We start from the raw sequence: 24,438 nt of genomic DNA on the forward strand, positions 1-24,438 counted from the left end.
GATGCGGGTCCACACGCAGGTCTACGCGCGGAGATTTCCCTTGCGGTATCCATGTATTCATACTGAATCCCGTTCGACCTGGCCGGTTCTCATCGGAGATTCCCCCAAAGGCCCCCGCGCCGCGCACTCTCCCGGACCGGTCGACGGCCCCTGGCGGCCGGGTCGAGCCGCCCCCGCCGCAGCCGCACGATCCCGAGGTCCCCCATGCCCAGCCCGGCCCCCGGCCCGGTCGACGCCCCGCAGGGCGCGTCCGTGCTGCCGCACGGTCCGCTCGACCGCTTCTTCAAGATCAGCGAACGGGGCTCGACCCTCGCCCGTGAGGTGCGCGGCGGCTTCGCCACCTTCTTCGCCATGGCGTACATCGTCGTCCTGAACCCGATCATCCTGTCCAGCGCCAAGGACATGCACGGGCACCACCTGGACAACGGCCAGCTGGTCACCGCCACCGCGCTGACCGCCGCCTTCACCACCCTCCTGATGGGCGTCATCGGCAACGTCCCGATCGCGCTCGCCGCCGGGCTCGGCGTGAACACCGTGGTCGCCCTCCAGCTCGCCCCCAGGATGAGCTGGCCGGACGCGATGGGCATGGTCGTCCTCGCGGGCTTCGTGGTGATGCTGCTGGTCGCCACCGGTCTGCGGGAGCGGGTGATGAGCGCGGTGCCGCTCGGGCTGCGCAAGGGCATCGCCATCGGCATCGGCCTGTTCATCATGCTGATCGGCCTGGTGGACGCCGGTTTCGTCTCGCGGATCCCGGACGTGGCCGAGACCACGGTCCCGCTCCAGCTCGGCGGCGACGGGCGCCTGGACGGCTGGCCGGTCCTGGTCTTCGTGCTCGGGGTGCTGCTCACCCTGGCCCTCCTGGTGCGCAAGGTGCCCGGGGCGATCCTGCTCAGCATCGTCGCGATGACCGCGGTGGCGATGATCATCGAGGCGGCCGCGGACGTGCCCTCCTGGGGCCTGACGACCCCCAAGTGGCCCGGGAACCCGGTCTCCTCCCCGGACTTCGGGCTGGTCGGCGAGGTCAGCCTGTTCGGCGGCTTCGGCAAGGTCGGCCTGCTCACCGGCACGCTCTTCGTCTTCACCGTGCTGCTCTCGTGTTTCTTCGACGCGATGGGCACGATCATGGGCATCGGCGACGAGGCCGGGCTCACCGACGAGGCCGGCGGCATGCCCGGCATGAACCGGGTCCTCTTCGTCGACGGCATCGCGGTCGCCGCGGGCGGCGCCTCGTCCTCCTCGGCCACCACCTGCTTCGTGGAGTCCACCGCGGGGGTCGGCGAGGGGGCGCGTACCGGCTTCGCCAATGTCGTCACCGGCGGGCTGTTCGCGGTGGCGCTCTTCCTCACCCCGCTCGCCACGATGGTGCCCTCCCAGGCGGCCACCCCCGCGCTGCTCGCGGTCGGCTTCCTGATCCTCTCGGGCTCGATCCGCGACATCGACTGGGCGGACTGGACCATCGCCGTCCCGGCCTTCGTGACGATGCTGATGATGCCGTTCACGTACTCGATCACCAACGGCATCGGGATGGGCTTCATCACCTTCACGGTGCTGCGCCTGGTGGCGGGGCGGGCCCGCGAGGTGCCGGTCGCGATGTACGTGGTCGCGGCGGTCTTCGTCTTCTACTACCTGATGCCGGCGCTCGGGCTGACCTGAGGCCGGGCGGCGGAGCCGGGGTCAACCCGCGTCCCCGGCGCCCGCCGCTGCCGTGCGCCGTCAGACGGCTTTTCCGTAGAAACGTTCCGTCTCGTCGACGGCCGCGTGGAAGCGCTCGTCGAAGTCGTCGCGGACGAGCGTGCGGACCACGTAGTCCTGCACGCTCATGCCGCGCTTGGCCGCATGTCCCTTGAGCCGGTCGAGCAGCTCGCTGTCCACCCGCAGGCTGAGCACCGTCGATCCCATGGCACAAGCCTCCCGGGGCCCCGGCGCGCGGGGCCTCGCTTTCCGCAACCGTCTCACTCGTATGAGTGAGCGGTGGGCCGGAAGGGGGTTGGGTGGCCCGGGTCACGGGAAACGAGCTGGTACTTAGACAGAGTAATGAGTTAGGCTAAAGAACATGCCCGACCTTTCCCCTGGCCCGAGCGCAGGCCACCCCCCTCCCGGCGGGGCTCCCGCGGGTTCCGCTGTTCCCGCGGCTCCCCCCTCCCCCGAGGGGACCGCGGCGGGCGGCTTCCGTCCGGACGCCGCCGAGGACATCGCCGCGGTCAACGCCCTGCGCTCCGCCGTGATGCGGCTGTCGCGACGGCTGAAGCACCAGCGGGTGGACGAGTCGCTGAGCCCGACCGAGATGTCGGTCCTCGGCACCCTCTTCCGCTGCGGCTCGGCCACCCCCGGTGAGCTGGCGCGCAAGGAGCACGTCCAGCCGCCCTCGATGACCCGCATCGTGGCGCTCCTGGAGGCCAAGGGCCTGGTCAGTCTCGAGCCGCATCCCGAGGACCGCCGCCAGAAGCTCGTCACGCAGACCGAGCAGGCCGAGGCCATGCTGGAACAGAGCCGCCGCAAGCGGAACGCCTGGCTCTCCGGCCTCGCGGAGGAACTCGACGAGGACGACTGGGCGAAGATCCGCGCCGCCGCCCCCGTGCTGGAGAAGCTCGCCCACCTGTGACCGAGGGCGCCGCGCGCCCGCCGACCGACCGCCCAGGAGGCCCCGCCTTGAGTACGGGATCCGGAGCAGACTCCGCCCCCGTCCCAGCCACCCACGACCCCTCGCCCGCCCGCGAGAAGAACACCTTCAGCTCGCTGAAGGTCCGCAACTACCGGCTCTTCTTCACCGGGCAGGTCATCTCCAACACCGGCACCTGGATGCAGCGCATCGCCCAGGACTGGCTGGTGCTCAGCCTCACCGGCTCCTCCGCCGCCGTGGGCATCACCACGGCGCTCCAGTTCCTGCCGATGCTCCTCTTCGGCCTGTACGGCGGTGTGCTCGTCGACCGGCTGCCCAAGCGCGCGCTGCTGCTCGTCACCCAGTCCGCGATGGGCCTGACCGGCCTCGCCCTCGCCGTGCTCACCCTCAGCGGCCATGTCCAGGTGTGGCATGTGTATCTGACCGCCTTCCTCCTCGGACTCGCCACCGTCCTGGACAACCCGGCCCGCCAGACCTTCGTCTCGGAGATGGTCGGCCCCGGCCAGCTCGCCAACGCGGTCAGCCTGAACTCGGCCAACTTCCAGTCCGCCCGGCTGGTCGGCCCCGCCGTCGCGGGCGTCACCATCACCGCCGTCGGCTCGGGGTACGCCTTCCTCGCCAACGGCCTCTCCTTCCTCGCCCCGATCGCCTCCCTGCTCCTGATACGCACCGCCGAGCTGCACCCGGTGGCCCGCACCCCGCGCGGCAAGGGCCAGCTGCGCGAGGGGCTGCGCTATGTCGCGGGGCGTCCCGAGCTGCTCTGGCCGATCGTCCTCATCGGGTTCATCGGCACCTTCGCCTTCAACTTCCCGATCTGGCTCTCCGCCTTCGCCGACGACGTCTTCCACGCGGGCGCCGGCACCTACGGCATGCTCAACACCCTGATGGCCGCGGGCTCCCTGGCCGGTGCCCTGCTCGCCGCCCGCCGCGGCACCAGCAGGCTGCGGCTGCTGATCTTCGCCGCCGCGGCCTTCGGCGCCCTGGAGATCGTGACCGCGCTCGCGCCCACGTTCTGGCTCTTCGCGGCGCTGCTCGTGCCGGTCGGCATGTGCGGCCTCACGGTCAACGTCACCGCGAACTCCTCGGTCCAGATGGCCGTCGACCCCGCCATGCGCGGCCGGGTGATGAGCCTGTTCATGATGGTCTTCACCGGCGGTACGCCCTTCGGTGCCCCGCTCATCGGCTGGGTCACCGACACCTACGGCGCCCGGCTCGGCTTCGCCGCGGGCGGAGTCGTCGCCGTGCTCGCCGCCACCGCGGTCGCCTTCGCCCTCGCCAGGGCGGGCGGGCTGCGCCTGTCGGTGCGCTGGAACCGGGGCCACCCGGACGTGCGCTTCGTGCCGCGCGAGGAACTCGCGGCGGTGGCCTGAGGGGCGGCACCGGATGAGACTCTTCGCCGCCGTCCTCCCGCCGCCCGCCGCGGTGGACGAACTCGCCCGCGCCGTGGCCCGCCTGCGCGCGCTGCCGGGCGCCGAGGCGCTGCGCTGGACCGACCGGGAGGGCTGGCACCTCACCCTCGCCTTCTACGGGGAGACCGCCGAGGAGGAGCTGCCCGCGCTCTCGGCGGGCCTCGCCCTCGCGGCGGCCGGGGAGGCGGACTTCCCGCTGGCCCTGCGCGGCGGCGGCCGCTTCGGCTCCCGCGCGCTGTGGGCCGGGGTGGCGGGCGACCTGACCGCCCTCGGCCGCCTCGCCGAGCGGTCCCGGGCTGCCGCCCCCGGCGACGCCGACCGCACCTACCGGCCCCATCTGACCCTGGCCCGCGGCCGCGGCCCCGCCGACCTGGCCCCGTACGTCTCCGTGCTCGACGCCTTCGAGGGCGCCGGGTGGCGGGCCGGGGAGCTGGCCCTGGTCCGCAGCAACCTCGGGGGCGGGCCGGACCGCGCCGGCCCGCCGCGGTACGAGAAGGTCGCGGGCTGGCCCCTGAGGGGCGCAGGTTAGTCTCGGAGGGTGAATCCCAAGACCCGCAACCAGATCATGGCCGGTGTGCTCGTCCTGATGTTCGCCGTGGTGGCGGTCGCCGCCGCAGCCGGGCGCTGAGTACGGGCGGCAGCCGAGCAGGCCGCCGGCCGGACCGGCCCGCGAGGGACCGGCCCGGCCGGGCAGTGCCCCGCCGGGTGGTCGCCCGGCCGGGCAGTGCCTGACCGGGCGACCGCCCGGCGATCACCGGGCGGAGGCCGCCGGGATCACCAGGCGAAGGCCTCCGGGGAGGGACCCGGACCCGGGAAGATCCCCTCCAGGCCGTCGAGGACCTCCGCCGAGAGCTCCAACTCGACCGCACGCAGGGCGGAGGCGAGCTGGTCCGCGGTGCGCGGGCCGACGATGGGGCCGGTGACCCCCGGGCGGGTGAGCAGCCAGGCGAGCGCCGCCTCGCCCGGTTCCAGACCGTGCTTGGCGAGCAGGTCCTCGTAGGCCTGCACCTGCTCCCGTACCGCCGTGTTGGCGAGCGCGTCGGCGCTGCGGCCGGAGGCGCGGCGGCCGCCCTCGGACTCCTTGCGGATCACCCCGCCGAGCAGCCCGCCGTGCAGCGGGGACCAGGGGATGACGCCGAGTCCGTACTCCTCGGCGGCGGGGATGACCTCCATCTCGGCGCGGCGCTCGGCGAGGTTGTAGAGGCACTGCTCGCTGACCAGGCCGAGGCGCCCGGCGCGGGCGGCGGCCTCGTTGGCCTGGGCGATCTTGTAGCCGGGGAAGTTGGAGGATCCGGCGTAGAGGATCTTGCCCTGCTGGATCAGGACCTCGACGGCCTGCCAGATCTCCTCGAAGGGTGTCTTCCGGTCCACGTGGTGGAACTGGTAGACGTCGATGTAGTCGGTCTGGAGCCGCTTGAGGCTGGCGTCCACCGCCCGGCGGATGTTCACCGCGGAGAGCTTGTCGTGGTTGGGCCAGACCTCGCCGCCGGCGCCCATGTTCCCGTAGACCTTGGTGGCGAGCACCGTCTTGTCGCGCCGTCCGCCGCCCTGGGCGAACCAGGTCCCGAGGATCTCCTCGGTACGGCCCTTGTTCTCGCCCCAGCCGTACACATTGGCGGTGTCGAAGTAGTTGACCCCCGCGGCGTGCGCCGCGTCCATGATCGTGTGACTGGTCGCCTCGTCCGTCTGCGGCCCGAAGTTCATCGTGCCGAGAACGAGGCGGCTGACCTTGAGTCCCGTGCGTCCAAGCTGCGTGTACTTCATGGCAACCCAGCCAACGCGCTGGAGTGCGCTCTAGGCAAGGGCGGCAGGGCGGGCGAGTGGGGGGCGGGGCGGCCCGGGGTCAGTCCCGCGGGAACTCGTCCGTCCTGAGCACGAGTCCGACCGGGGTCCGGCTCAGGTCGAGTACGTCACCGAACGGCGCCCGGGTCTCGGTCGCGTACTCCTCGCCCTTGGGGGAGGTGAAGAGATGGCAGCGGGCCTGGTAGGGGTCGACGATCAGATACACCGGCACCTCGGCCAGCGCGTACACGGCCTTCTTCGGCCCGTAGTCGTTCCGCGCCGTGCTCTGCGAGACGACCTCGACCACGCACTCGACATCCTGGTGCCGCCAGCGTCCGGCCGCTGTCTTCACCGCGCCCTCCGCGATCACGGTGACGTCGCTGGCGAAGCCGTTGAGCAGTCCCGGGTAGTCGACGCGCACATCGGACTTGAGGCGGGCCCGAGGATACTTCGTCCGCAGCTGCTCGAAGATGTCGGCGATGATGTCCCAGTGGGTGTCCCGCTGCGGCGACATGAAGATGTTTCCCCCGACGATTTCCACCTTGGTTCCTTCGGGGACGGGCATCTTCTCGAGCACCTCGAACATCCTGTCCAGAGTCAGCTCGTCGTCGCTGTCGGCCATGCTGATCCTGTCGCTGTCCACGACGGTCATTGTGGCGCTCCTCCCCGCTGCGGCGTGTGTGCATGCAGCCGGACGGTTCAACGAGGTGGGCCGGGGCGGGGGCACGGGGGGTTCCGTACGGGTGTGCGGTTGTCCGGAAACCTTCGGTGGTGTGCTCCTCGCCGTACTCACCCGGGGCCGGCCCGCGTCAGGCCCGCTCCGCCGCGTACTCCTCCCCGATCCCCCACCCCTGGTGCAGTGACTCGGCGAAGGCGGCGGCGAGTTTGTGTTCGCCGGACTCGCTGGGGTGGGTGCCGTCGTAGGTGTCGAGGTGGAGGTCGTAGTCGGCCGGCGGGGAGGCGAGGAGGAGGGGGGAGGGCGGGGCCGCGAGGTCGGCGACGGCCTTGGCGAGGAGGACGTTGAAGTGGGCGACCTCGGCGGCGAAGGGGGCGTCGTGCCCGGCGCGGATGTTGGGGATGACCGGCATCAGGACGCAGCGCAGGCGGCGGTTGGCGGCGCGGGCGCCGGCGAGGAAGCGGTGCACGTTCTCGGCGGTCTGCTCGGCATTGGTGTAGAAGCCGAGGTCGATCAGGCCGAGGGAGACGAGCAGGATGTCGGCGCGGGCGGCGGCGACGTGCTCCTCGATGACGGGGGCCATGTGCAGCCAGCCCTCGCCCCAGCCCGCGAGGTGGCGGCGGTGGCGGGCGGGGAAGTCCGGGTCGGCGTAGTCGGCGGAGACGGCCTCCCCCGCGGCCTTGTCGTAGAGGGTCTCGCGGGGGCCGACGATCTGGAAGGGGCCGCCGAGGCTCGCGCACAAGTGCTGCCACATGCGGTAGCGCCAGGTGTACTCGCCCGCGCTGCCGATCGTCATCGAGTCACCGACGAACATGAACCTGAGCATCGGCTCATCATCCCGGAACCGCGGCCCGCCGGGGACCGTCCTCCCGCCGACTGTGAGCAGGCCCACCACGGGGCGCCGCGGTCCCCGCGAGCCCGGCCCGTCCGGGGGCCGCCTGTGACGATGGCCACGCGCCGGGCATCGCGGCGGTGTCCGGCGTCCGGGATGGCAGGCTGTGCGGCATGCGTGTGCGTTCGCTGCCGCTGGCAGCCGGTGCCCTTGCGGCCCTTGTCCCGGTCTCGTTCGCCGTCACCCCCGCCCGTGCGGACGGCGGCGGCGCGGCGAGCTTCACCCTCACCGACCCCCGGATCACCGAGTCCAGCGGTCTGGCCGCCAGCCGGGCCCACCCGGGCGTCTACTGGACGCACAACGACAGCGACGACGGCCCCTACCTGTACGCGGTGGACTCGCGCACCGGCAAGACCGTCGCCACCGTCACCATGAAGGGCGTCGGCAGCCCGCGCGACGTCGAGGCGATCTCGATGGGCCCCGGCAACACCCTCTGGGTGGGCGACATCGGCGACAACCGCGGCGGCACCTGGCCCTACGTCTGGATCTACCGGCTGCCCGAGCCGAAGGAGCTGCGCGACCAGACGGTGCGGGCCACCCAGTACACGGTGAAGTACGCGGACGGGCCGCGGGACGCCGAGGCGCTGATGGTGCATCCGAAGACCGGCCGGGTCTACATCGCCGACAAGAAGGAGGAGGGCGGCTCGCTCTGGGCGGCGCCGAAGACGCTCTCCACCGGCGGCACCAACGTCTTCCGGCGGGTCGCGGACACGGGCATGTGGGTCACCGACGGCGCCTTCTCGCCGGACGGCAAGTGGCTCGCCCTGCGCAGCTACTTCGGCGGCGCGAGCTTCGCCTGGAACGACGGCAGGCCCAAGCGGCAGGGCAGGCTGAGCGTCCCGATGCAGCCGCAGGGCGAGTCCCTCACGTACGCCGCCGACGGCTCGGCGCTGATGTACGGCAGCGAGGGGGACGGGAGCCGGGTCACCGCGCGGCAGCTGCGGGCCCGGGACGGCGGCAAGGGCCCCTCCCAGGACGGCAGCGCCACCGGCGGGGATGCGGGCAGCGGCGCGGGCTTCGAGGGCGACTGGAAGAAGGGCGCGCTGGTGATGGCGGTCGCGCTCGCCGCGGTCTTCGGCCTGAAGCGGCTCTTCGCCCGCCGCCGCTGAGCGCACCGGCGGCGGGTGCGGAGAGCGCCGCCGCCGAGGCCCGGCCCCCACGCGGTCCCGCCTTCCTCGGCGCGGGTGCCGAGCATCCCGTACGGCCATAACATCCACGTATGCCAGGTATGTCAGGTGAGCCGGGTGGGCCCGGGGAGGACGGGCCGCCGGATCCCCCGACCGCGCCGGAGCTGCTCGTCGAGTCCGGCGGCGAGGCGCGGGTGATGAGCCCGCGGCGCAGCTACCGGGTGGGCCGGGACCCCCGCAGCGACCTGGTGCTCGACGACTCCCGGGTGTCCTGGCACCACGCGGTGCTGCGGCCCGCCCGGGGCCGCTGGCTGGTCGAGGACGCGCGGAGCACCAACGGCACGTACACCGAGGGGCGGCGGGTGCGGCGCACCCCGGTCGGGCCGGGCAGCGTGATCCGCTTCGGCAGCCCCGCCGACGGGCCCTGCGCGGTGCTCCGGGGCCTGCCGCCGGAGGGGGCCGCGGAACCGGCCGCCGTGGCCCGCCCCGGCGGCACCCGCACCTTCCGGCGGCCGAGCACGGTGCGCCCGCTGCCCACCGCGCGCCGCACCCGGATCGGCCGCGCCCCGGACAACGACCTGCGCGTCGACGACCTCGCCGTCTCCCGGCACCACGCCGAACTGCGCGCGGGCCCCGGCGGCTGGCGGATCGCCGACCTCGGCAGCCACAACGGCACCTATCTGGGCGGGCGGCGGCTCACCGGCAGCGCCCCGGTGCTCCCCGGTGACCTCGTCGGCATCGGGCACTCCGCCTTCGTCCTGGTCGGCGAGGAACTCCAGGAGTACGTGGACACCGGCGAGGTCTCGCTGGACGTCCAGGATCTCTCCGTACACGTCGACAAGGGGCGCCGCACGCTGCTCGACGCGATCTCCTTCCCGGTCGGGGAGCGCACCCTGCTCGCCGTGGTCGGGCCGAGCGGCGCGGGCAAGTCGACCCTGCTCAACGCGCTGACCGGGCTGCGCCCCGCCGATCAGGGCACCGTCCTCTACGACGGCCGCGACCTCTACCGCGACTACGCCGAACTGCGCCAGCGCATCGGCCTGGTCCCGCAGGACGACATCCTGCACACCCAGCTCACCGTCGGCCGCGCGCTCGGCTACGCGGCCCGGCTGCGCTTCCCCGAGGACACCGCCAAGGCCGAGCGCCGGGCCCGGGTGGACGAGGTGGTCCGCGAACTCGGCCTCCAGGAGCGGGTGGACCAGCACATCCACGCGCTCTCCGGCGGCCAGCGCAAGCGGGTCAGCGTCGCCCTGGAGCTGCTCACCAAGCCCTCGCTGCTCTTCCTGGACGAGCCGACCTCGGGCCTGGACCCGGGCATGGACCGCTCGGTGATGGGGACCCTGCGGGCCCTCGCCGACGACGGCCGCACCGTCGTCGTGGTCACCCACAGCGTGCTCAGCCTGGACCTCTGCGACCGCCTCCTCGTGCTCGCCCCCGGCGGACGGCTCGCCTACTACGGCCCGCCCGGCGAGGCCCTGGACCACTTCGGGCACACCGACTGGCCGGAGGCCTTCGAGGCCTTCGAGCGGGACCGGGACCGCGACTGGGCGGGGCTCTTCCGCGCCTCCCCGCTCCACCGCCGCTATGTGCGCGGGGAGTCTCGGCAGCCGCGGCGCCCCGCCCAGCCGCCGCCCGGGCCGGTCGCCCCGCCCACCGCGCAGAGCTGGGGCGGGCAGCTGCGCACCCTGGTCCGGCGCTATGCCGCCGCGCTGAGTTCGGACCGCACCTTCCTGGTGATCATGGTCGTGCTGCCCTTCGTGACCGGGGCGATGGCGCACGCCCTCGCGGGCAGCGGCCTGAACCGGGACTCGGCGCTGAACGCCCTGCTGATCCTGTGCGTGGGCGCGGTCCTGACCGGGGCCGCCAACGCGGTGCGCGAACTGGTCAAGGAACGGGTGATCTACCAGCGGGAGAGAGCCGTCGGCCTGTCCCGATCCGCGTATCTGATGTCCAAGGTCCTGGTGCTCGGGGCGGTCAGCGTGGTGCAGGCGGTGGTCCTCACCATGGTGGCGCTCTTCGGCGTGGACCTGAACGCCCCGGACGGCAGCGGGGTGCTGCTGCCGCCGCTCCTGGAGATCACCCTCGCGGTGGCGCTGCTCGCCTTCACCTCGATGATGCTCGGGCTGCTGGTCTCGGCGCTGGTGCGCAAGGAGGAGGTCACCATGCCGCTCCTGGTGCTGCTCGCCCTGGTGCAGGTGGTCTTCTGCGGGGCGCTGCTGGTCCTCGACGGGGTGCCGGGCCTGGAGCAGGTGGCCTGGCTGGCGCCGTCCCGGTGGGCGCTCGGCGCCATGGCGGGCACCGTCGGCCTGGGCGCGCTCGTCCCCGGCGACATCACGGCCGACCCGCTGATGCGGCACTCGGCCCCGGTCTGGCTGCTCGACATGGGCATGATGCTCGTCCTCAGCCTCCTCCTCGGCCGCCTGGTCGCCCATCTGCTGCGGCGCCATGAGCCGGAGGTCATGCGGGAGTAGCCGCCGGGGCGGAGAGGCGGGCCCGGCGCGCGACCGGGCCCGCGGGGGGCGCGCCTCGGCCGTCCGCCCCCACCCCTAGCTCACCCGTCGCTCAGCCGTCCGCACCCGGGGCCTGGCTCACCGGCGGTCCCTCGCCGCCGTGCGCCTCGTCGGGGCCGGTCAGCCGCAGCTCGTACTGGAGGGTCCGGTCCCGCTTGACCAGGCGGTGCACCAGCGGCACCAGCACCCCGTGCACCACCGGGTGCTTGCGCACCAGGAGCCGCTTCGCGTGCCGGTCCTCCTCGCCGCCCTGGTCGAGCAGCCGCACCCGGGCGCCCACCGCGGCCCCGGTCGGCGCCCCGCGGAAGGTGCAGGGCGCGATCTCCACCCGCGCCTCGCGCCGCATCCGGCGGACCTTCCAGGCCCTGCCGTACGTACGGAAGTACGCGTGGTCGCCGTCGACCGCGAGGTTGACGGGGGTGCCGACGCCCGTGCCGTCCTTCTTGTACGTGGTGAGCAGCACGGTGTACTGGCGTACGAATCGGGCCAGTTCCGGGATCGCGGGTTTCTTCATGCCCCTATGAGGCCACCCGGGGCGCCCCAGCGGAAGCCGTACGCACCGACCGGCCGGGCCGTAACGCGCCGACGGGGTGCCCGGAGGATCCCGGGCACCCCGTCGCGGGGGCCGTCACCTCCGCCGCTCGGCGGGGGCGCGGCACCGGCTCAGAGCTGGGCGATGACGTGGTCGATGCAGCGGGTCAGCGCCTCCACGTCGGCGGGCTCGACGGCCGGGAACATCGCGATCCGCAGCTGGTTGCGGCCCAGCTTGCGGTACGGCTCGGTGTCCACGATGCCGTTGGCGCGCAGCACCTTGGCGACCGCGGCGGCGTCGACGTCCTCGTTGAAGTCGATGGTGCCGATGACCTGCGAGCGCTTCGCCGGGTCGGTGACGAAGGGGGTGGCGTGCTTGCTCTCCTCGGCCCAGCCGTACAGCGTCCGGGAGCTGGTGGCGGTGCGGCGGACCGCCCAGTCCAGACCGCCCTGGCCGTTGATCCAGTCCAGCTGCTCGGCGAGCAGGAAGAGGGTGGCGAGCGCCGGGGTGTTGTACGTCTGGTCCTTGCGGGAGTTGTCGATCGCCGTGGGCAGGCTGAAGAACTCCGGCACATGCCGCCCGGAGGCGTGCACCCGCTCGGCGCGTTCCAGCGCGGCCGGGGAGAAGGCGGCGATCCACAGCCCGCCGTCGGCGGCGAAGGACTTCTGCGGCGCGAAGTAGTAGACGTCCGACTCGGCGATGTCGACCGGCAGCCCGCCCGCGCCGGAGGTCGCGTCGACCAGCACCAGCGCGCCCTCGTCGGCGCCCGCGACCCGCTGGACGGGGGCGGCCACACCGGTGGAGGTCTCGTTGTGGGTGAGGGCGTAGACGTCGGTGCCCGCCTCGGCCCGGGGCTCCGGGTGCGAGCCCGGGTCGGCGGCGATCACGGTGGGCTCGGCCAGCCAGGGCGCGAGCTTCGCCGCCTTCGCGAACTTGGAGGAGAACTCGCCGAAGGTGAGGTGCTGCGACTTGTTCTCGATGAGCCCGTGGGTCGCGATGTCCCAGAAGGCGGTGGAGCCGCCGTTGCCGAGGACGACCTCGTACCCCTCGGGCAGTGAGAAGAGCGCGCGTACGCCCTCGCGGACCCGGCCGACCAGTTTCTTCACCGGGGGCTGGCGGTGCGAGGTGCCGAGCAGGGAGGTGCCGGTCGCGGCGAGCGCGTCCACGGCCTCCGTCCGCACCTTGGAGGGACCCGCGCCGAATCGACCGTCCGCGGGCTTGATGTCAGAGGGAATCCGGATCTCAGCCACGGGCCGAGCCTAGACGCTCCGGCGGCCCTGTCCACCGCGCTGTCCGCCCGATGAGACGGCGGCCGGGCGGTGGCCGGTCACTCCCCGGTGCCCGGTCGCGGATGTGCCGGACGGGACGCGGGTGGCGCAGGGGACGGGAGAAGGTTTGGCGAGCGGGCATCCTGAAGGCATGACCGATCGCGAGGTAGAGGCACTCGGCGGACAGGCCCCGGCGGGCGGAGCGGACGACCCGGAGGCGAAGAGCGCCCGGCAGCCGGCCGGCCGGGACGTGCTCGGCGCCCGGCTGCGCGCCTCGGTCCGCGGCGAGGTCGCCCTCGACGCCACCGCACGCGCCCTGCACACCATGGACGCCTCCAACTACCGGCGGGTGCCGCTCGCCGTCGTCGCCCCCGTGGACGCCGAGGACGTCGCCGCCGTCCTCGCGGTCTGCCGCGAGGAGCAGGTGCCCGTCGTCCCGCGCGGCGGCGGCACCTCGATCGCCGGGCAGGCCACCGGCACCGGCGTGGTCCTCGACTTCACCCGGCACATGAACCGCATCCTCGCCGTGGACCCCGAGGCGGGCACCGCCCTCGTCCAGCCCGGGGTGGTCCTGGACCGCCTCCAGGAGGCCGCCGCCCCGCACGGGCTGCGCTTCGGCCCCGATCCCTCCACCCACTCCCGCTGCACCCTCGGCGGCATGATCGGCAACAACTCCTGCGGCTCCCACTCGGTGGCCTGGGGCACCACCGCGGACAGCGTGCGCCGCCTCGACGTGCTCGGCTCCGACGGCCGCGCCAGGCGCCTCGCCCAGGGCTGGACGGACGCCCCGGCCGGGCTGCGCGAACTGGTCGAGGGCGAACTCGCCCTGCTGCGCACCGGTTTCCCCGAGCTGCCGCGCCGCATCTCCGGCTACGCCCTGGACGCCATGCTGCCGGAGAACGGCACCGACCTCGCCCGCGCCTTCTGCGGCAGCGAGGGCACCCTCGGCGTCCTCACCGAGGCCGAGGTCGCCCTGGTCCGGCCGCCCGCCGCCCGGGTGCTCGCCGTCCTCGGCTACCCCGACGAGTCCGACGCCGCCGAGGCGGCGCCCGCGCTGCTGCCGTACGGGCCGATGACCGTCGAGGGCATGGCCGCCGACCTGGTCCCGCCGGGCACCACCGGTCTGCCGCGCGGCGGGGCCTGGCTCTTCGTGGAGGTCGGCGGCGAGAGCCCGGCCGAGGCCCGCGCCCACGCCGAACGCCTGGTGCGCGCCGCCGGCACCCCGCACTCCCTTGTGGTCTCCGACCCGGCCGGGCAGCGCGCCCTGTGGCGGATCCGGGAGGACGCCAGCGGCACCGCCACCCGGCTGCCCGAGAGCGCGGGCGGCGGGGAGGCCTGGCCCGGCTGGGAGGACTGCGCGGTGCCGCCCGCCCGGCTCGCCGCCTATCTGCGCGACTTCCGCGCCCTGCTCGCCGAGCACGGGCTGCGCGGCACTCCGTACGGGCACTTCGGCGACGGCTGCATCCACGTCCGGATCGACTTCGATCTGATGAGCCATCAGGGAGTGCGCAGCTTCCGGCTGTTCTCCGAGGAACTCGCCAAAGTCGTGGTGGCGCACGGCGGTTCGCTCTCCGGCGAGCACGGCGACGGCCAGGCCCGCGCCGAACTCCTGCCCACCATGTACGGCCCGCACCTGGTACGCCTCTTCGAGCGCACCAAGTCCCTCTGGGATCCGGCCGATCTGCTCAACCCGGGAATGCTGGTACGCCCCGCGCCCCTCGACAGCAACCTCCGCTTCGACGTGCTCCCGCGCCGCCCGGTCGACGTCGCCTTCGGCTATCCGCACGACAACGGCGACTTCTCGGCCGCCGTCCGCCGCTGCGTGGGCGTCGCCAAGTGCCGTACGGACACGGCCGATTCGGGGGTCATGTGCCCCTCCTTCCGGGCCACCGGCGAGGAGGAGCACTCCACCCGCGGCCGGGCCCGGCTGCTGCACGAGATGCTCGCGGGCGAGGTCATCACCGACGGCTGGCGCTCCACCGAGGTACGCGACGCCCTCGACCTCTGCCTGTCCTGCAAGGGCTGCCGCTCCGACTGCCCGGTCGGCGTCGACATGGCCACCTACAAGGCCGAGTTCCTGCACCACCACTACGAGGGCCGCCTGCGCCCCGCCGCGCACTACGCCCTCGGCAGGCTGCCGCGCTGGCTGCGCCTGGTCCACGGGCTGCGCCTGACCCGCCCGGTCAACGCCCTGGCCGCGGTGGGCCCGTTCGCCGCCCTCGCCAAACGCCTCGGCGGCATCTCCGCCGAACGCGCCCTGCCGGTACTGCCCGCCGAGACCTTCACCCGCTGGTGGCGGCGCGGGCTGCGGCGGGCCTCGGGCGGGCGCCGGGGCGGTGCGGTGCGGCGGCTCCAGGCCGGGCGGACGGTGATCCTGTGGCCCGACACCTTCACCGACCACCTCTCGCCCCAGGTCGGCCGCGCGGCCGTGGAGGTGCTGCGGGACGCGGGCCTCGAATGCCTGGTCCCGGAGAAGGTCTGCTGCGGACTCACCTATGTCTCCACCGGCCAACTCGACGGCGCCCGCGCCGTGTTGCGCCGCACCCTGGACCGGATGGAGCCCTATCTGCAGACCGGCGCCCCCGTCGTCGTCCTCGAACCGAGCTGCGCCGCCGCCCTCCGCACCGACCTCGTCGAACTCCTCGGCGAGGACCCCCGCGCCCGCACCCTCGCCGACTCCGTCCTCACCTTCGCCCAGGCCCTGGAGCAGTACGCCCCCGGCTGGCGCCCGCCCCGGCTCGACCGCCCGGTGGCCGGGCAGACCCACTGCCACCAGCACGCCGTCCTCGGCGACGCCGCCGAACGCCGCCTGCGCGAACGCGCCGGACTCACCGGCGAGTTGAGCGGCGGCTGCTGCGGCCTCGCCGGAAACTTCGGCTTCGAACGCGGCCACGAGGACGTCTCCCGCGCCTGCGCCGAGGAACAACTCCTGCCCTCCGTACGCCAGTCACCCCCCGACACCGTCCTCCTCGCAGACGGCTTCTCCTGCCGCACCCAACTCGACCAGCTGGGCGGGGTGGAGGGCCGGCATCTGGCGGAGGTACTGGCGGAGGGGTTGGGGGAGGTGGGGGGATCGGCGGGGGTGTGAGGGGGTGTCACCTGACAATGGTGGCTGGGGAGTTGAGCCGGATGGGCCGCTCTCCGGTGCGTTTTATGCGATGACGCGAATACGGGCGCTCCCGCATGGACGGCCTGGGCGCCCCGCTCGTACCGTCATGGCGTCCGGCCCGCAGGGGGCCGCCGAGGGGGTTCGCAGTCATGTCTCGTGAGGAACTGACCCGGCTCACCGGCAACGGGAACGGCACGTGCGGCAAGGACGACTGCCCGAACGTCTACCGGACCGCGGCGGGATCATTTCTGGTCCAGGGTGACGTGTCCCATGCCTTCAAGGCGCCCGACGGGGAAGGGCTTGTGGAAATTCCGGAGGAGACGTTGAGGGAGGCCGTTCGTGCTCTTGGCTGGTGAGGAGTGGGCTGCTCGCTTTGCGGGATTCCAGCGGGAAGCCTGGCGCCTGGAGACCCTGCCGCAGTACCTCATGCCCCAGGAGGCGGAGGAATTCGCGTCCTTCAGGGACGGCGCTCGCATCGATCCGGCAGCCGTGTCGAACGAGTACACGGACCGGCTGCGCAGGCAAGCCGCAGCGGGGCGGATGCAGGGCAGGGTCCATGTGCTGACCCGCCCCCTCTCCGACTATCTGCGGTTCGAGTTCCATCACTACTACCGGCCGCACGCCCTGGCCGGCGAGCAGATCCGCATTCTCGATGTCACGAACCGCCCCAATCCCCTTGAGGGGGCACAGGACTTCTGGATGTTCGACCGTTCCGAAGTGGTCCTCATGAATTACCACGCCGACGGCCGGCAGATCAGCCGGGAGGCATGGGCCGGTGAGGTCGCACCGTTCCTCGAATACCAGAGGATCGCGGTGAGCGAGTCGGTTTCCTTCGAGGAGTACGTGAAGGGCCTTGACCTTTGACCCCGGAGCCCTAGGTCATTCCAGGTCGGACCTAGCGGCAGCGTTGAAGCGGGAGCGCAAGCGGGCCGGGTGGACCCAAGTCCGGCTCGCCAAGCGCTGCAATATGAGTCAGACCAAGGTGAGCACCATCGAAAGCGGGAAGTCGACCCCCGCCTTGGTCGATGTCGAGCTGATCCTCGAAGCCCTGGGCTCCGGGGGGCCGCCGGCTGCCGACATCCTGTCGCTCGCGCGCTCCGCGCACACCGAGTGGCAGGACCATTGGGCGTCGCGCCGCAGAGGACTGGACAAGAAGCAGAACGAGTTGGCCCGTCTGGAGGCGGCGACCGAAGAGTTCCGCTTCTTTCTGCTTTCCATGATCACCGGCCTCCTGGCCACACCCGATTATGTGCGGGCGAGCATCGCCGATGTTTCCGGTGACCAGTCCAAGACCATCGCCAAGAAGCTTGAACGGCAGAACGTCCTCCTTGAATCCGCGAAGTCGTTCACGTTCATCCTGACCGAGCAGGCTGTCAGGTGGCCTCTTCTCCCGCCGCTTGCGATGGCCATGCAGCTGGACCGGTTGGTGTCGGTTTCCCGGCTGCCCCAGGTCCGCCTGGGTGTTCTCCCTCTCGTCGGCCACATCCCGGAAAGGCCCTTGAACACCTTCACGGTCTACGACCGGCGCCTGGCCACCGTGGAGACGGGTACGGGAGCTTTGGTGCTGCGGGACCACCGAGACGTGAACGCTTACCGAGATGACTTCGACAGATACGAGGGATACGCGGTGTGGGGCGAGGAGTGTCGGGAGTTGCTCTCCGAATGGTCCATGATCTTTACCCGACAGCACCCATAAAAGGCCGAGTCGGGGCCGGTTCGAGGAATCATTTCCCCGTACTCACGAGCCGGGAGGCGGGGACAGCATGGCAGTGGCGCCGACGGAGACCGAGACCGCAGGAGACGGAGGCGCGGAACAGGTGCCTCAGACGCACGCACCGTGGGGCACGCGGCGGATGGGGCCGTATGCGGCCACCTCCACGGTTCCGCAGCACCTGCCCGTGATCGACCCCCGTACGCAGATCGCGCTGATCGTGGACCGGCACGGGCGGACGGTCGAACTGGGCGGTCACGGCACCAGCACGAGCGGTCTGACGCCCACGGCGACCAGCCCCGGTGACGGGGCCGGTCCGGGCGGCGCGACCGACGCGGACAGCACCGAGTCCTACGACCAGGACCAGGGCTCCGACTGATGGGCGACCGCAGGTCCGTGCTGGTGCTGACCAACCCCCACGACGTGACAGCCGACGTGGTGTTACGGCTTCTCCTCGCACGCCGGGTCCCCGTGGTCCGCCTCGACCCCGGCGCCGACCTGCACACGGGTGCCTCGCTGACCGCCATGTACCGGTCGGGCGAGCAGCGGGGCAGGCTCCGTACGGCAAGCCGGGAACTCGACATCACCCGGGTTCGATCGGTCTGGGTGCGCAGGCCCTCGCCTTACGAAGGGCCACCCGGGCTGCGCGGTCAGGACCGCCGGTTCGCCTCGGAGCAGGCGTTGTGGGGTGCGGGGGGCATCCTCGCCTCCCTGCCCGGAGCGCTCTACGTCAACCACCCGTGGAGCAACCGGGCTGCCGAGTTCAAGCCGTGGCAGCTGTCCGCCGCGCAAGGCTGCGGATTCCTGGTGCCTTCCACGGTGATCACCGATCACCCGGAAGAGGCGCGTGCGTTCGTCGCGTCGCACCAGGGCGGAGCGGTCTACAAGCCCCTGTGGAACACGCGCTACCGCATCGACGGCCAGCCGCACAGCGTGTGGGTCCGGGAGGTGCACGCGGTCGAGATCACCGAGGCCGTGTCCGCGTGCCCCCACCTGTTCCAGGCGAAGGTGGACAAGGCTTTCGACGCGCGGGTGACCGCCGTCGGCGACCGGCTGTTCGGGATCCGGATCGACAGCCCCGCTCTCGACTGGCGCCACCGTCAGGATCTGATGACCTGCACACCGGTCGAGGTGCCGGAGCCGGTCGCCTGCGCGGTCGCGGCGTACCTCGCCGAACTCCGGCTGATCTACGGTGCGTTCGACTTCGCCGTCACCGCCTCCGGGGAGTGGTACTTCCTCGAGTGCAACCCGAACGGCCAGTGGGCGTGGCAGCCCGCCGAGACCACCACTGCCGTCGCCCTCGCCCTCGCTGACCGACTGGAAGAAGGCACCGACTCGTGAGCACGGCGACCCGGCTCCGCGCCGTCCTCGCGGACCGACTCACCGAGGACGGCGCCCTCGCGGATGACCAGTGGAGCAGCGCGGTCAGGGCGGTGCCTCGCGAACTGTTCACCGGTGCCTACTTCACGGCGGTGGCGGGCAGCATCCCCACCCGCTACCGCCCCGTCCGTGAGGGCGAGCCCGGCTGGCTGGAGGGGATCTACTCCGACACCACGCTGATCACTCAACTCGACGGCCGGACCAGGCCCGAGGACGTGACCGAGGGGACCGTGCCCGGCTCCCCGACGTCATCGTCCACCCTGCCCTCGCTGGTGTTGCGTATGTGGCACCAGCTCGGCGCCGAGGCCGGACACCGCGTGCTGGAGATCGGCACGGGCACGGGCTACTCGACCGCCCTCGGCGCGCACCGATTCGGGGACGCCGACCTGAGCAGCATCGAGTACGACCCGGTGGTGGGCGGCGCCGCGGCTGCGGCGCTCGAGGCCGCCGGGTTCGCGCCCCGGCTGATCATCGGTGACGGGCTGCGCGGCGATCCGGAGGGCAGGCCGTACGACCGGCTCATCGCCACCTGTGCGGTCCGGTACCTCCCGCTCCCGTGGCTGCACCAGGTGAGGCCGGGCGGGAGGATCCTGGTCACCCTCTCCGGGTGGAGCCATGCCAACGCCCTCGCGCTGGTCGAGGTCACCGGCCCCGGACGGGCCACGGGCCGGTTCCTGCCCGGCTGCACCAGCTTCATGATCGCCCGCCCCCACGACCAGCCGCCCCGCCCGGCACTGGCCCTGCTGCCCGGCGAGGAGCGCCCGAGCCGGATCGACCCCGCGAAGCTCGGCGACTGGACCGGCGGTTGGGTCGCCCAGCTCGCGGCACCCGCGGCCGAGCGCATGGGAGCCGGAGCCGAGCAGATCCTCTGGGACGTGTCCACCGGTTCACAGGCCCGGACGGCGCCCGACACCAACGGAGGGTGGAGGGTCACGCAGCGCGGGCCCGTGCGCCTGTGGGATCGCGTGGAGCGGGCAGTGCGGCTCTGGCAGGAAGCCGGCGAACCCCACCAGGAAGCATTCGGCATCACGGTCTCGGCCGCGGGGCAGCGGGTGTGGCTCGGCACCGAGGACGGGCCCGGCTGGGACCTGCCGATCTGACGTACGGCAGTCCCGGCCGAGGGGCCGCCCCACCCCCTCACACCACCCCCGCCCGCTCCTCCCCGCTCCGTTCCACGCAGAACTCGTTGCCCTCCGGGTCGGCGAGGGTGACCCAGCCGGTGCCGTCGGGCCGGCGGTGGTCGGCGACCGGGGTGGCGCCGAGGCCGAGGAGGCGGGTGACCTCCTCGTCGCGGGTGCGGTCCTGGGGCTGGAGGTCGAAGTGGACGCGGTTCTTCACGGTCTTGGCGTCCGGTGAGGTGACGAAGAGCAGCGAGGCCCCGGGCGCGGTGACCGAGGCCTCCGGATCCCCCGGGAAGTCGTCCTCGGCGAGGGTGCCGCCGAGCGCGGCGGCCCAGAACCGGGCCAGGTGGTAGGCGTCGGAGCAGTCGACGGTGACATGGCGTACGAGAGAGGTCATGCGGCGCACTATCCGAGGGCGGGGGAGGGGTGTCCAGCGGATTTCGGGGTCTGCCCCGGGCACCCCGAACCTTCAAGATCGTCCACTGTCCTGAACTATTGAGTTCAGCATGATGGACCGGTCATGTGTAACCTTTCCTCTTGCTCCTGTACGTCACTGCCATGGCTGCCATGGCGGTGACCGCCCCCACCGCCGTCATCGCCCAGAAAGGCCCCGCCCGTGAACGCCTCCGCCGACCGGCAGCCGTCCCCCGCCAGCCCGGCCGAGGCCCCGGTGCTCGCGGAGGCGACCGTGGGGCAGCCGGAGTCGGCCGCGGCGGTGTCCCCGGGGCCGGCGGCGGGGCGGGTGGCGCTCGCGCCGGTCGGGCTGGTGCTGGCCGGGGGGATCTCGGTGCAGTTCGGTGGGGCGCTCGCGGTGACGCTGATGCCGCGGGCGGGGGCGCTCGGCGTGGTCTCGCTGCGGTTGGGCTTCGCGGCGCTGGTGCTGATGGTGGTCTGCCGTCCGGCGCTGCGCGGGCACTCCCGGGCGGACTGGGGCACCGTGCTGGTCTTCGGCGCGGTGATGGCCGCGATGAACGCGCTCTTCTACCAGTCCCTCGCGCGGATGCCGATCGGCCCGGCGGTCACCCTGGAGGTGCTCGGCCCGCTCACCCTCTCCGTGCTCAGCTCCCGGCGGCTGCTCAATCTGCTGTGGGCGCTGCTCGCCCTCGCCGGGGTCTTCCTCCTCGGCGGCGGGGGCTTCGACCGCCTCGACCCGGCCGGGGCCGCCTTCGCGCTGGGTGCCGGTGCCATGTGGGCGGCGTACATCGTCTTCAGCGCCCGTACCGGCCGCCGGTTCCCGCAGGCCGACGGGCTCGCGCTCGCCATGGTGGTCGCCGCGCTGCTCATGCTCCCGGTCGGGCTCGCGGACGCGGGCTCCCGGCTCGCGGTCCCGGCGACGCTGGGCCTCGCGGCGGCCGTGGCGGTGCTCTCCTCCGTACTCCCGTACACCCTGGAACTGCTCGCCCTGCGCACCCTCCCGGCCGCCTCCTTCGCGATCCTGATGAGCCTCGAACCGGCGATCGCCGCCCTCGCCGGGCTCCTCGTCCTCGGCCAGGCGCTCAGCCTCTCCGAGACGCTCGCCATCGGCCTGGTCATCGCGGCGAGCATGGGCGCGGTGCGCAGCCATACGAAGGCTGCGGGCGGCGGGCGTACCGAGGCGGCCGGGGCCTGAGCCCACCCGGATCCCGGGGCGTCCGGGCCGCCCCGTAAAAACAATACAAGCACGCTTGCTTGTTTCTCCCCGCGCTGCCATGCTCGCCCCAGGGGGCGCCGGTCGCCCCCCGGCGCCGTGTCGAGGGGAGTGCTCTGTGTCCGAGCCGTTGCCGGTCTTCGAGGACCTGCGTGCCGAGGGTGAGGAACTCGACGCGCTGGTGGGGGAGTTGACCCCCGAGCAGTGGGGTCTCGCCACGCCCGCCGAGGGGTGGACCGTCGGCCACCAGATCGCCCATCTCGCCTGGACCGACCGGGTCGCGCTGCTCGCCCTGACCGACCCCGAGGGCTTCGGTGCCGAGGTGGAGAAGGCCCTCGTGGCGCCGGACACCTTCGTGGACGACACCGCCGCGCGCGGTGCCGCGCTGCCGCCCGCCGAGCTGCTCGCCGACTGGCGCACCGGGCGGGCGGCGCTGCACAAGGCGCTGCTCGCCGCCGAGCCCAAGGTGAAGTTCCCCTGGTTCGGGCCGCCGATGTCGGCCGCCTCGGTGGCCACCGGGCGGCTGATGGAGACCTGGGCGCACGGCCAGGACGTGGTGGACGCCCTCGGGGTGCGACGCGCGCCGACCGACCGGCTGAAGAACGTGGTGCACATCGCCGTGCGCACCCGTGACTTCGCCTTCCAGGTCCACGAGCTGCCGGTGCCCGCCGAGCCCTTCCGTATCGAACTCACCGCGCCTTCGGGCCGGTTGTGGACCTACGGTCCCGAGGACGCGGCGCAGCGGGTGCGCGGGAGCGCCCATGAGTTCTGCCTGCTCGCCACCCAGCGGGTGCACCGCGACGATGTGCGGCTCACCGCCGAGGGGCCGGAGGCCGACCGGTGGCTCGGCATCGTCCAGGCCTTCGCGGGACCGCCGGGCGGCGGGCGCCCGCCGCAGGAGGAGCCCGCGGGGGGTGAGCGGCGATGAGCCGGGAGGTGCTGCGTATCGGCAATGCCTCCGGTTTCTACGGGGACCGCTTCGAGGCGATGCGCGAGATGCTCACCGGCGGTCCGCTGGACGTGCTGACCGGGGACTACCTCGCCGAGCTGACCATGCTGATCCTCGGCCGGGACCGGCTGCGGGACAGTGCGCTCGGCTACGCCAAGACCTATCTGCGGCAGCTGGAGGAGTGCCTCGGGATCGCGCGCGAGCGCGGGGTGAAGCTGGTCAGCAACGCCGGGGGCCTCGCGCCCGCCGCGCTGGCCGAGGAGATCCGCGAACTCGCCGAACGCCTGGGCCTGGACGTACGGGTGGCGCATGTCGAGGGCGACGATCTGCTCGGCCGCGGCGGCTGGGGCGAGGGGGTGCTCACCGCCAACGCCTACCTCGGCGGTGAGGGCATCGCCGCCTGCCTGCGGGCCGGTGCCGATGTGGTGGTCACCGGGCGGGTCACCGACGCCGCGCTGGTGAGCGGTGCCGCCGCCGCGCACTTCGGCTGGGGCCCCGAGGACCACGACCGCCTCGCCGGTGCCGTGGTCGCCGGGCACATCCTGGAGTGCGGCACCCAGGCCACCGGCGGCAACTACGCCTTCTTCGGTGAACTGGCCCCCAGGGAGGGCGGGTTCGGGCTGCTGCGGCGGCCGGGCTTCCCGCTCGCGGAGATCCACGAGGACGGCACCTCGGTGATCACCAAGCATCCGGGGACCGGTGGCCGCGTCGACGCCGGCACCGTCACCGCCCAGCTCCTCTACGAGACCGCCGGGGCGCGGTACGCGGGTCCCGATGTCACGGCCCGCCTGGACACGGTGCGGCTGACCGAGGAGGGTCCCGACCGGGTGCGCGTGGCGGGGGTGCGCGGTGAGGCGCCGCCGCCCACGCTGAAGGTGGGCCTGAACCGGCTCGGCGGCCACCGCAACGAGGTCGTCTTCGTCCTCACCGGTCTCGACATCGAGGCCAAGGCGGAGTTCGTCAAGGCCCAGATGGCCGAGGCCTTCGTCAAGTCGCCGCCGGCCGAGGTGCGTTGGGAACTGGTGCGCACCGACCGGCCGGACGCGCCGACCCAGGAGACGGCGAGCGCGCTGCTGCGTCTCGTGGTGCGCGACCCGGACCAGAGCGTGGTGGGCCGCCCGCTGAGTGCCGCCGCCGTCGAACTCGCCCTCGCCAGCTATCCCGGCTTCCACCTCACCGCCCCGCCCGCCAAGGGCACGCCCTACGGGGTCTTCGAGGCCGCGTACACGGGTCAGGAGACGGTGGCGCACTTCGCCGTGCTTCCGGACGGCTCCCGGCACCAAGTGGGCGTACCCGCAAGGACGTTGGCGCTGGAGGAGGTGGCCGAGCCCGCGCTGCCGCCGCTGCCCGCCGGGCTGCGGGAGACCCGGCGCGCCCCGCTCGGCCTGCTCGCGGGCGCGCGCAGCGGCGACAAGGGCGGCAGCGCCAATATCGGGGTGTGGGTACGGGAGGAGGCGGCCTGGGCCTGGCTCGCGGCCACCCTCACCGTGCCGAAGCTGCGTGAACTGCTGCCCGAATGCGCCGAGTTGCCGGTGACCCGGCATGTGCTGCCCAATCTGCGGGCGCTGAACTTCACCGTCGAGGGCCTGCTCGGCGAGGGGGTGGCCTCGCAGGCGCGCTTCGATCCGCAGGCCAAGGGGCTCGGCGAGTGGCTGCGCGCCCGCCACCTCGACATCCCGGTCCGGCTGCTGCCGTCATGACCCCTGCCCGGCGCCCGACCACGAC

At 72.9% G+C, this 24,438-nt stretch carries 23 protein-coding genes; 16 read left to right on the forward strand and 7 right to left on the reverse strand.

The window, feature by feature from the left end; all coding sequences use genetic code 11:
• The first annotated feature begins 204 nt into the window (after nucleotides 1-204).
• Nucleotides 205-1,653, forward strand: a complete 1,449-nt coding sequence (locus HFV08_RS18770) for an NCS2 family permease (RefSeq protein WP_168540892.1) — start codon at nucleotides 205-207, stop codon at nucleotides 1,651-1,653.
• Between the two features lie 60 nt (nucleotides 1,654-1,713).
• Here the strand turns inward: HFV08_RS18770 and HFV08_RS18775 are convergent, their stop codons facing one another.
• Nucleotides 1,714-1,899, reverse strand: a complete 186-nt coding sequence (locus tag HFV08_RS18775) for a hypothetical protein (protein ID WP_040252261.1) — start codon at nucleotides 1,897-1,899, stop codon at nucleotides 1,714-1,716.
• Between the two features lie 325 nt (nucleotides 1,900-2,224).
• Between HFV08_RS18775 and HFV08_RS18780 the strand changes: the two genes are divergently transcribed.
• From HFV08_RS18780 to thpR, 3 genes are read left to right on the forward strand one after another with little or no spacing between them, the layout of a single operon-like run.
• Nucleotides 2,225-2,602, forward strand: a complete 378-nt coding sequence (locus HFV08_RS18780; protein WP_210430509.1) for a MarR family winged helix-turn-helix transcriptional regulator — start codon at nucleotides 2,225-2,227, stop codon at nucleotides 2,600-2,602.
• Between the two features lie 47 nt (nucleotides 2,603-2,649).
• Complete coding sequence (locus HFV08_RS18785; RefSeq protein WP_168540893.1) at nucleotides 2,650-3,990, forward strand: MFS transporter; 1,341 nt, start codon at nucleotides 2,650-2,652, stop codon at nucleotides 3,988-3,990.
• A 13-nt stretch (nucleotides 3,991-4,003) separates the two neighbouring features.
• Nucleotides 4,004-4,558, forward strand: coding sequence for an RNA 2',3'-cyclic phosphodiesterase (gene thpR, locus HFV08_RS18790; protein WP_168540894.1), 555 nt, complete (start codon nucleotides 4,004-4,006; stop codon nucleotides 4,556-4,558).
• Nucleotides 4,559-4,803: 245 nt separating this feature from the next.
• Here the strand turns inward: thpR and HFV08_RS18795 are convergent, their stop codons facing one another.
• From HFV08_RS18795 to HFV08_RS18805, 3 genes are all read right to left on the reverse strand, one after another.
• Nucleotides 4,804-5,793: an aldo/keto reductase gene (locus HFV08_RS18795; RefSeq protein WP_168540895.1), complete on the reverse strand. Its 990-nt coding sequence runs from the start codon at nucleotides 5,791-5,793 to the stop codon at nucleotides 4,804-4,806.
• A 79-nt stretch (nucleotides 5,794-5,872) separates the two neighbouring features.
• Nucleotides 5,873-6,463, reverse strand: a complete 591-nt coding sequence (locus tag HFV08_RS18800) for a Uma2 family endonuclease (protein WP_168540896.1) — start codon at nucleotides 6,461-6,463, stop codon at nucleotides 5,873-5,875.
• A 157-nt stretch (nucleotides 6,464-6,620) separates the two neighbouring features.
• The gene (locus HFV08_RS18805; RefSeq protein WP_168540897.1) at nucleotides 6,621-7,313 is read right to left on the reverse strand and encodes a GDSL-type esterase/lipase family protein; all 693 of its coding nucleotides are present in this window, start codon (nucleotides 7,311-7,313) and stop codon (nucleotides 6,621-6,623) included.
• 179 nt (nucleotides 7,314-7,492) lie between these two features.
• On the opposite strand from HFV08_RS18805, the gene HFV08_RS18810 reads away from it, so the two are divergent.
• Nucleotides 7,493-8,488, forward strand: coding sequence for a YncE family protein (locus tag HFV08_RS18810; protein ID WP_168540898.1), 996 nt, complete (start codon nucleotides 7,493-7,495; stop codon nucleotides 8,486-8,488).
• A gap of 119 nt (nucleotides 8,489-8,607) precedes the next feature.
• On the forward strand, nucleotides 8,608-10,977 hold the full coding sequence (locus HFV08_RS18815; protein ID WP_168541015.1) for an FHA domain-containing protein: 2,370 nt from the start codon (nucleotides 8,608-8,610) through the stop codon (nucleotides 10,975-10,977).
• Between the two features lie 91 nt (nucleotides 10,978-11,068).
• Here HFV08_RS18815 and HFV08_RS18820 read toward each other — a convergent pair whose 3' ends face one another.
• Nucleotides 11,069-11,530: a PPOX class F420-dependent oxidoreductase gene (locus HFV08_RS18820; protein ID WP_168540899.1), complete on the reverse strand. Its 462-nt coding sequence runs from the start codon at nucleotides 11,528-11,530 to the stop codon at nucleotides 11,069-11,071.
• Nucleotides 11,531-11,679: 149 nt separating this feature from the next.
• Complete coding sequence (gene serC, locus HFV08_RS18825) at nucleotides 11,680-12,798, reverse strand: phosphoserine transaminase (RefSeq protein WP_168540900.1); 1,119 nt, start codon at nucleotides 12,796-12,798, stop codon at nucleotides 11,680-11,682.
• 169 nt (nucleotides 12,799-12,967) lie between these two features.
• Here serC and HFV08_RS18830 point away from each other — a divergent pair, with 169 nt between their 5' ends.
• The 7 genes from HFV08_RS18830 to tgmC all read left to right on the forward strand — a co-directional run bounded on the left by HFV08_RS18830 (nucleotide 12,968) and on the right by tgmC (nucleotide 20,116).
• On the forward strand, nucleotides 12,968-15,904 hold the full coding sequence (locus HFV08_RS18830; RefSeq protein ID WP_168540901.1) for an FAD-binding and (Fe-S)-binding domain-containing protein: 2,937 nt from the start codon (nucleotides 12,968-12,970) through the stop codon (nucleotides 15,902-15,904).
• 170 nt (nucleotides 15,905-16,074) lie between these two features.
• Nucleotides 16,075-16,281, forward strand: a complete 207-nt coding sequence (locus tag HFV08_RS18835; protein WP_168540902.1) for a hypothetical protein — start codon at nucleotides 16,075-16,077, stop codon at nucleotides 16,279-16,281.
• Nucleotides 16,265-16,789 (forward strand): DUF6879 family protein, encoded by a 525-nt coding sequence (locus HFV08_RS18840; protein WP_168540903.1) that lies wholly within the window; start codon nucleotides 16,265-16,267, stop codon nucleotides 16,787-16,789. Before HFV08_RS18835 ends, HFV08_RS18840 begins: the two co-directional genes overlap by 17 nt.
• Nucleotides 16,779-17,621, forward strand: coding sequence for a helix-turn-helix domain-containing protein (locus tag HFV08_RS18845; protein ID WP_168540904.1), 843 nt, complete (start codon nucleotides 16,779-16,781; stop codon nucleotides 17,619-17,621). Before HFV08_RS18840 ends, HFV08_RS18845 begins: the two co-directional genes overlap by 11 nt.
• Nucleotides 17,622-17,742: 121 nt before the next feature.
• Nucleotides 17,743-18,015, forward strand: a complete 273-nt coding sequence (tgmA, locus tag HFV08_RS18850; protein ID WP_168540905.1) for a putative ATP-grasp-modified RiPP — start codon at nucleotides 17,743-17,745, stop codon at nucleotides 18,013-18,015.
• Nucleotides 18,015-18,977: an ATP-grasp ribosomal peptide maturase gene (tgmB, locus tag HFV08_RS18855; RefSeq protein ID WP_168540906.1), complete on the forward strand. Its 963-nt coding sequence runs from the start codon at nucleotides 18,015-18,017 to the stop codon at nucleotides 18,975-18,977. The genes tgmA and tgmB overlap by 1 nt, the downstream gene beginning before the upstream one ends.
• On the forward strand, nucleotides 18,974-20,116 hold the full coding sequence (gene tgmC / locus HFV08_RS18860) for an ATP-grasp peptide maturase system methyltransferase (RefSeq protein ID WP_168540907.1): 1,143 nt from the start codon (nucleotides 18,974-18,976) through the stop codon (nucleotides 20,114-20,116). Before tgmB ends, tgmC begins: the two co-directional genes overlap by 4 nt.
• Nucleotides 20,117-20,153: 37 nt before the next feature.
• Here tgmC and HFV08_RS18865 read toward each other — a convergent pair whose 3' ends face one another.
• Nucleotides 20,154-20,534: a VOC family protein gene (locus HFV08_RS18865; protein WP_168540908.1), complete on the reverse strand. Its 381-nt coding sequence runs from the start codon at nucleotides 20,532-20,534 to the stop codon at nucleotides 20,154-20,156.
• A gap of 219 nt (nucleotides 20,535-20,753) precedes the next feature.
• Here HFV08_RS18865 and HFV08_RS18870 point away from each other — a divergent pair, with 219 nt between their 5' ends.
• The 3 genes from HFV08_RS18870 (at nucleotide 20,754) to HFV08_RS18880 (ending at nucleotide 24,413) form a co-directional block, all read left to right on the forward strand.
• Complete coding sequence (locus tag HFV08_RS18870) at nucleotides 20,754-21,746, forward strand: EamA family transporter (protein WP_376770661.1); 993 nt, start codon at nucleotides 20,754-20,756, stop codon at nucleotides 21,744-21,746.
• Between the two features lie 136 nt (nucleotides 21,747-21,882).
• Nucleotides 21,883-22,692, forward strand: a complete 810-nt coding sequence (locus HFV08_RS18875) for a TIGR03084 family metal-binding protein (RefSeq protein WP_168540909.1) — start codon at nucleotides 21,883-21,885, stop codon at nucleotides 22,690-22,692.
• Nucleotides 22,689-24,413 carry an acyclic terpene utilization AtuA family protein gene (locus HFV08_RS18880; RefSeq protein WP_168540910.1) on the forward strand — a complete coding sequence of 575 codons (1,725 nt, stop codon included), beginning with the start codon at nucleotides 22,689-22,691 and terminating at the stop codon, nucleotides 24,411-24,413. The genes HFV08_RS18875 and HFV08_RS18880 overlap by 4 nt, the downstream gene beginning before the upstream one ends.
• Nucleotides 24,414-24,438 lie beyond the last annotated feature (25 nt).

Origin of the sequence: Streptomyces physcomitrii, assembly GCF_012273655.1 — a bacterium.
GTDB classification, from domain to species: Bacteria; Actinomycetota; Actinomycetes; order Streptomycetales; family Streptomycetaceae; genus Streptomyces; species Streptomyces physcomitrii.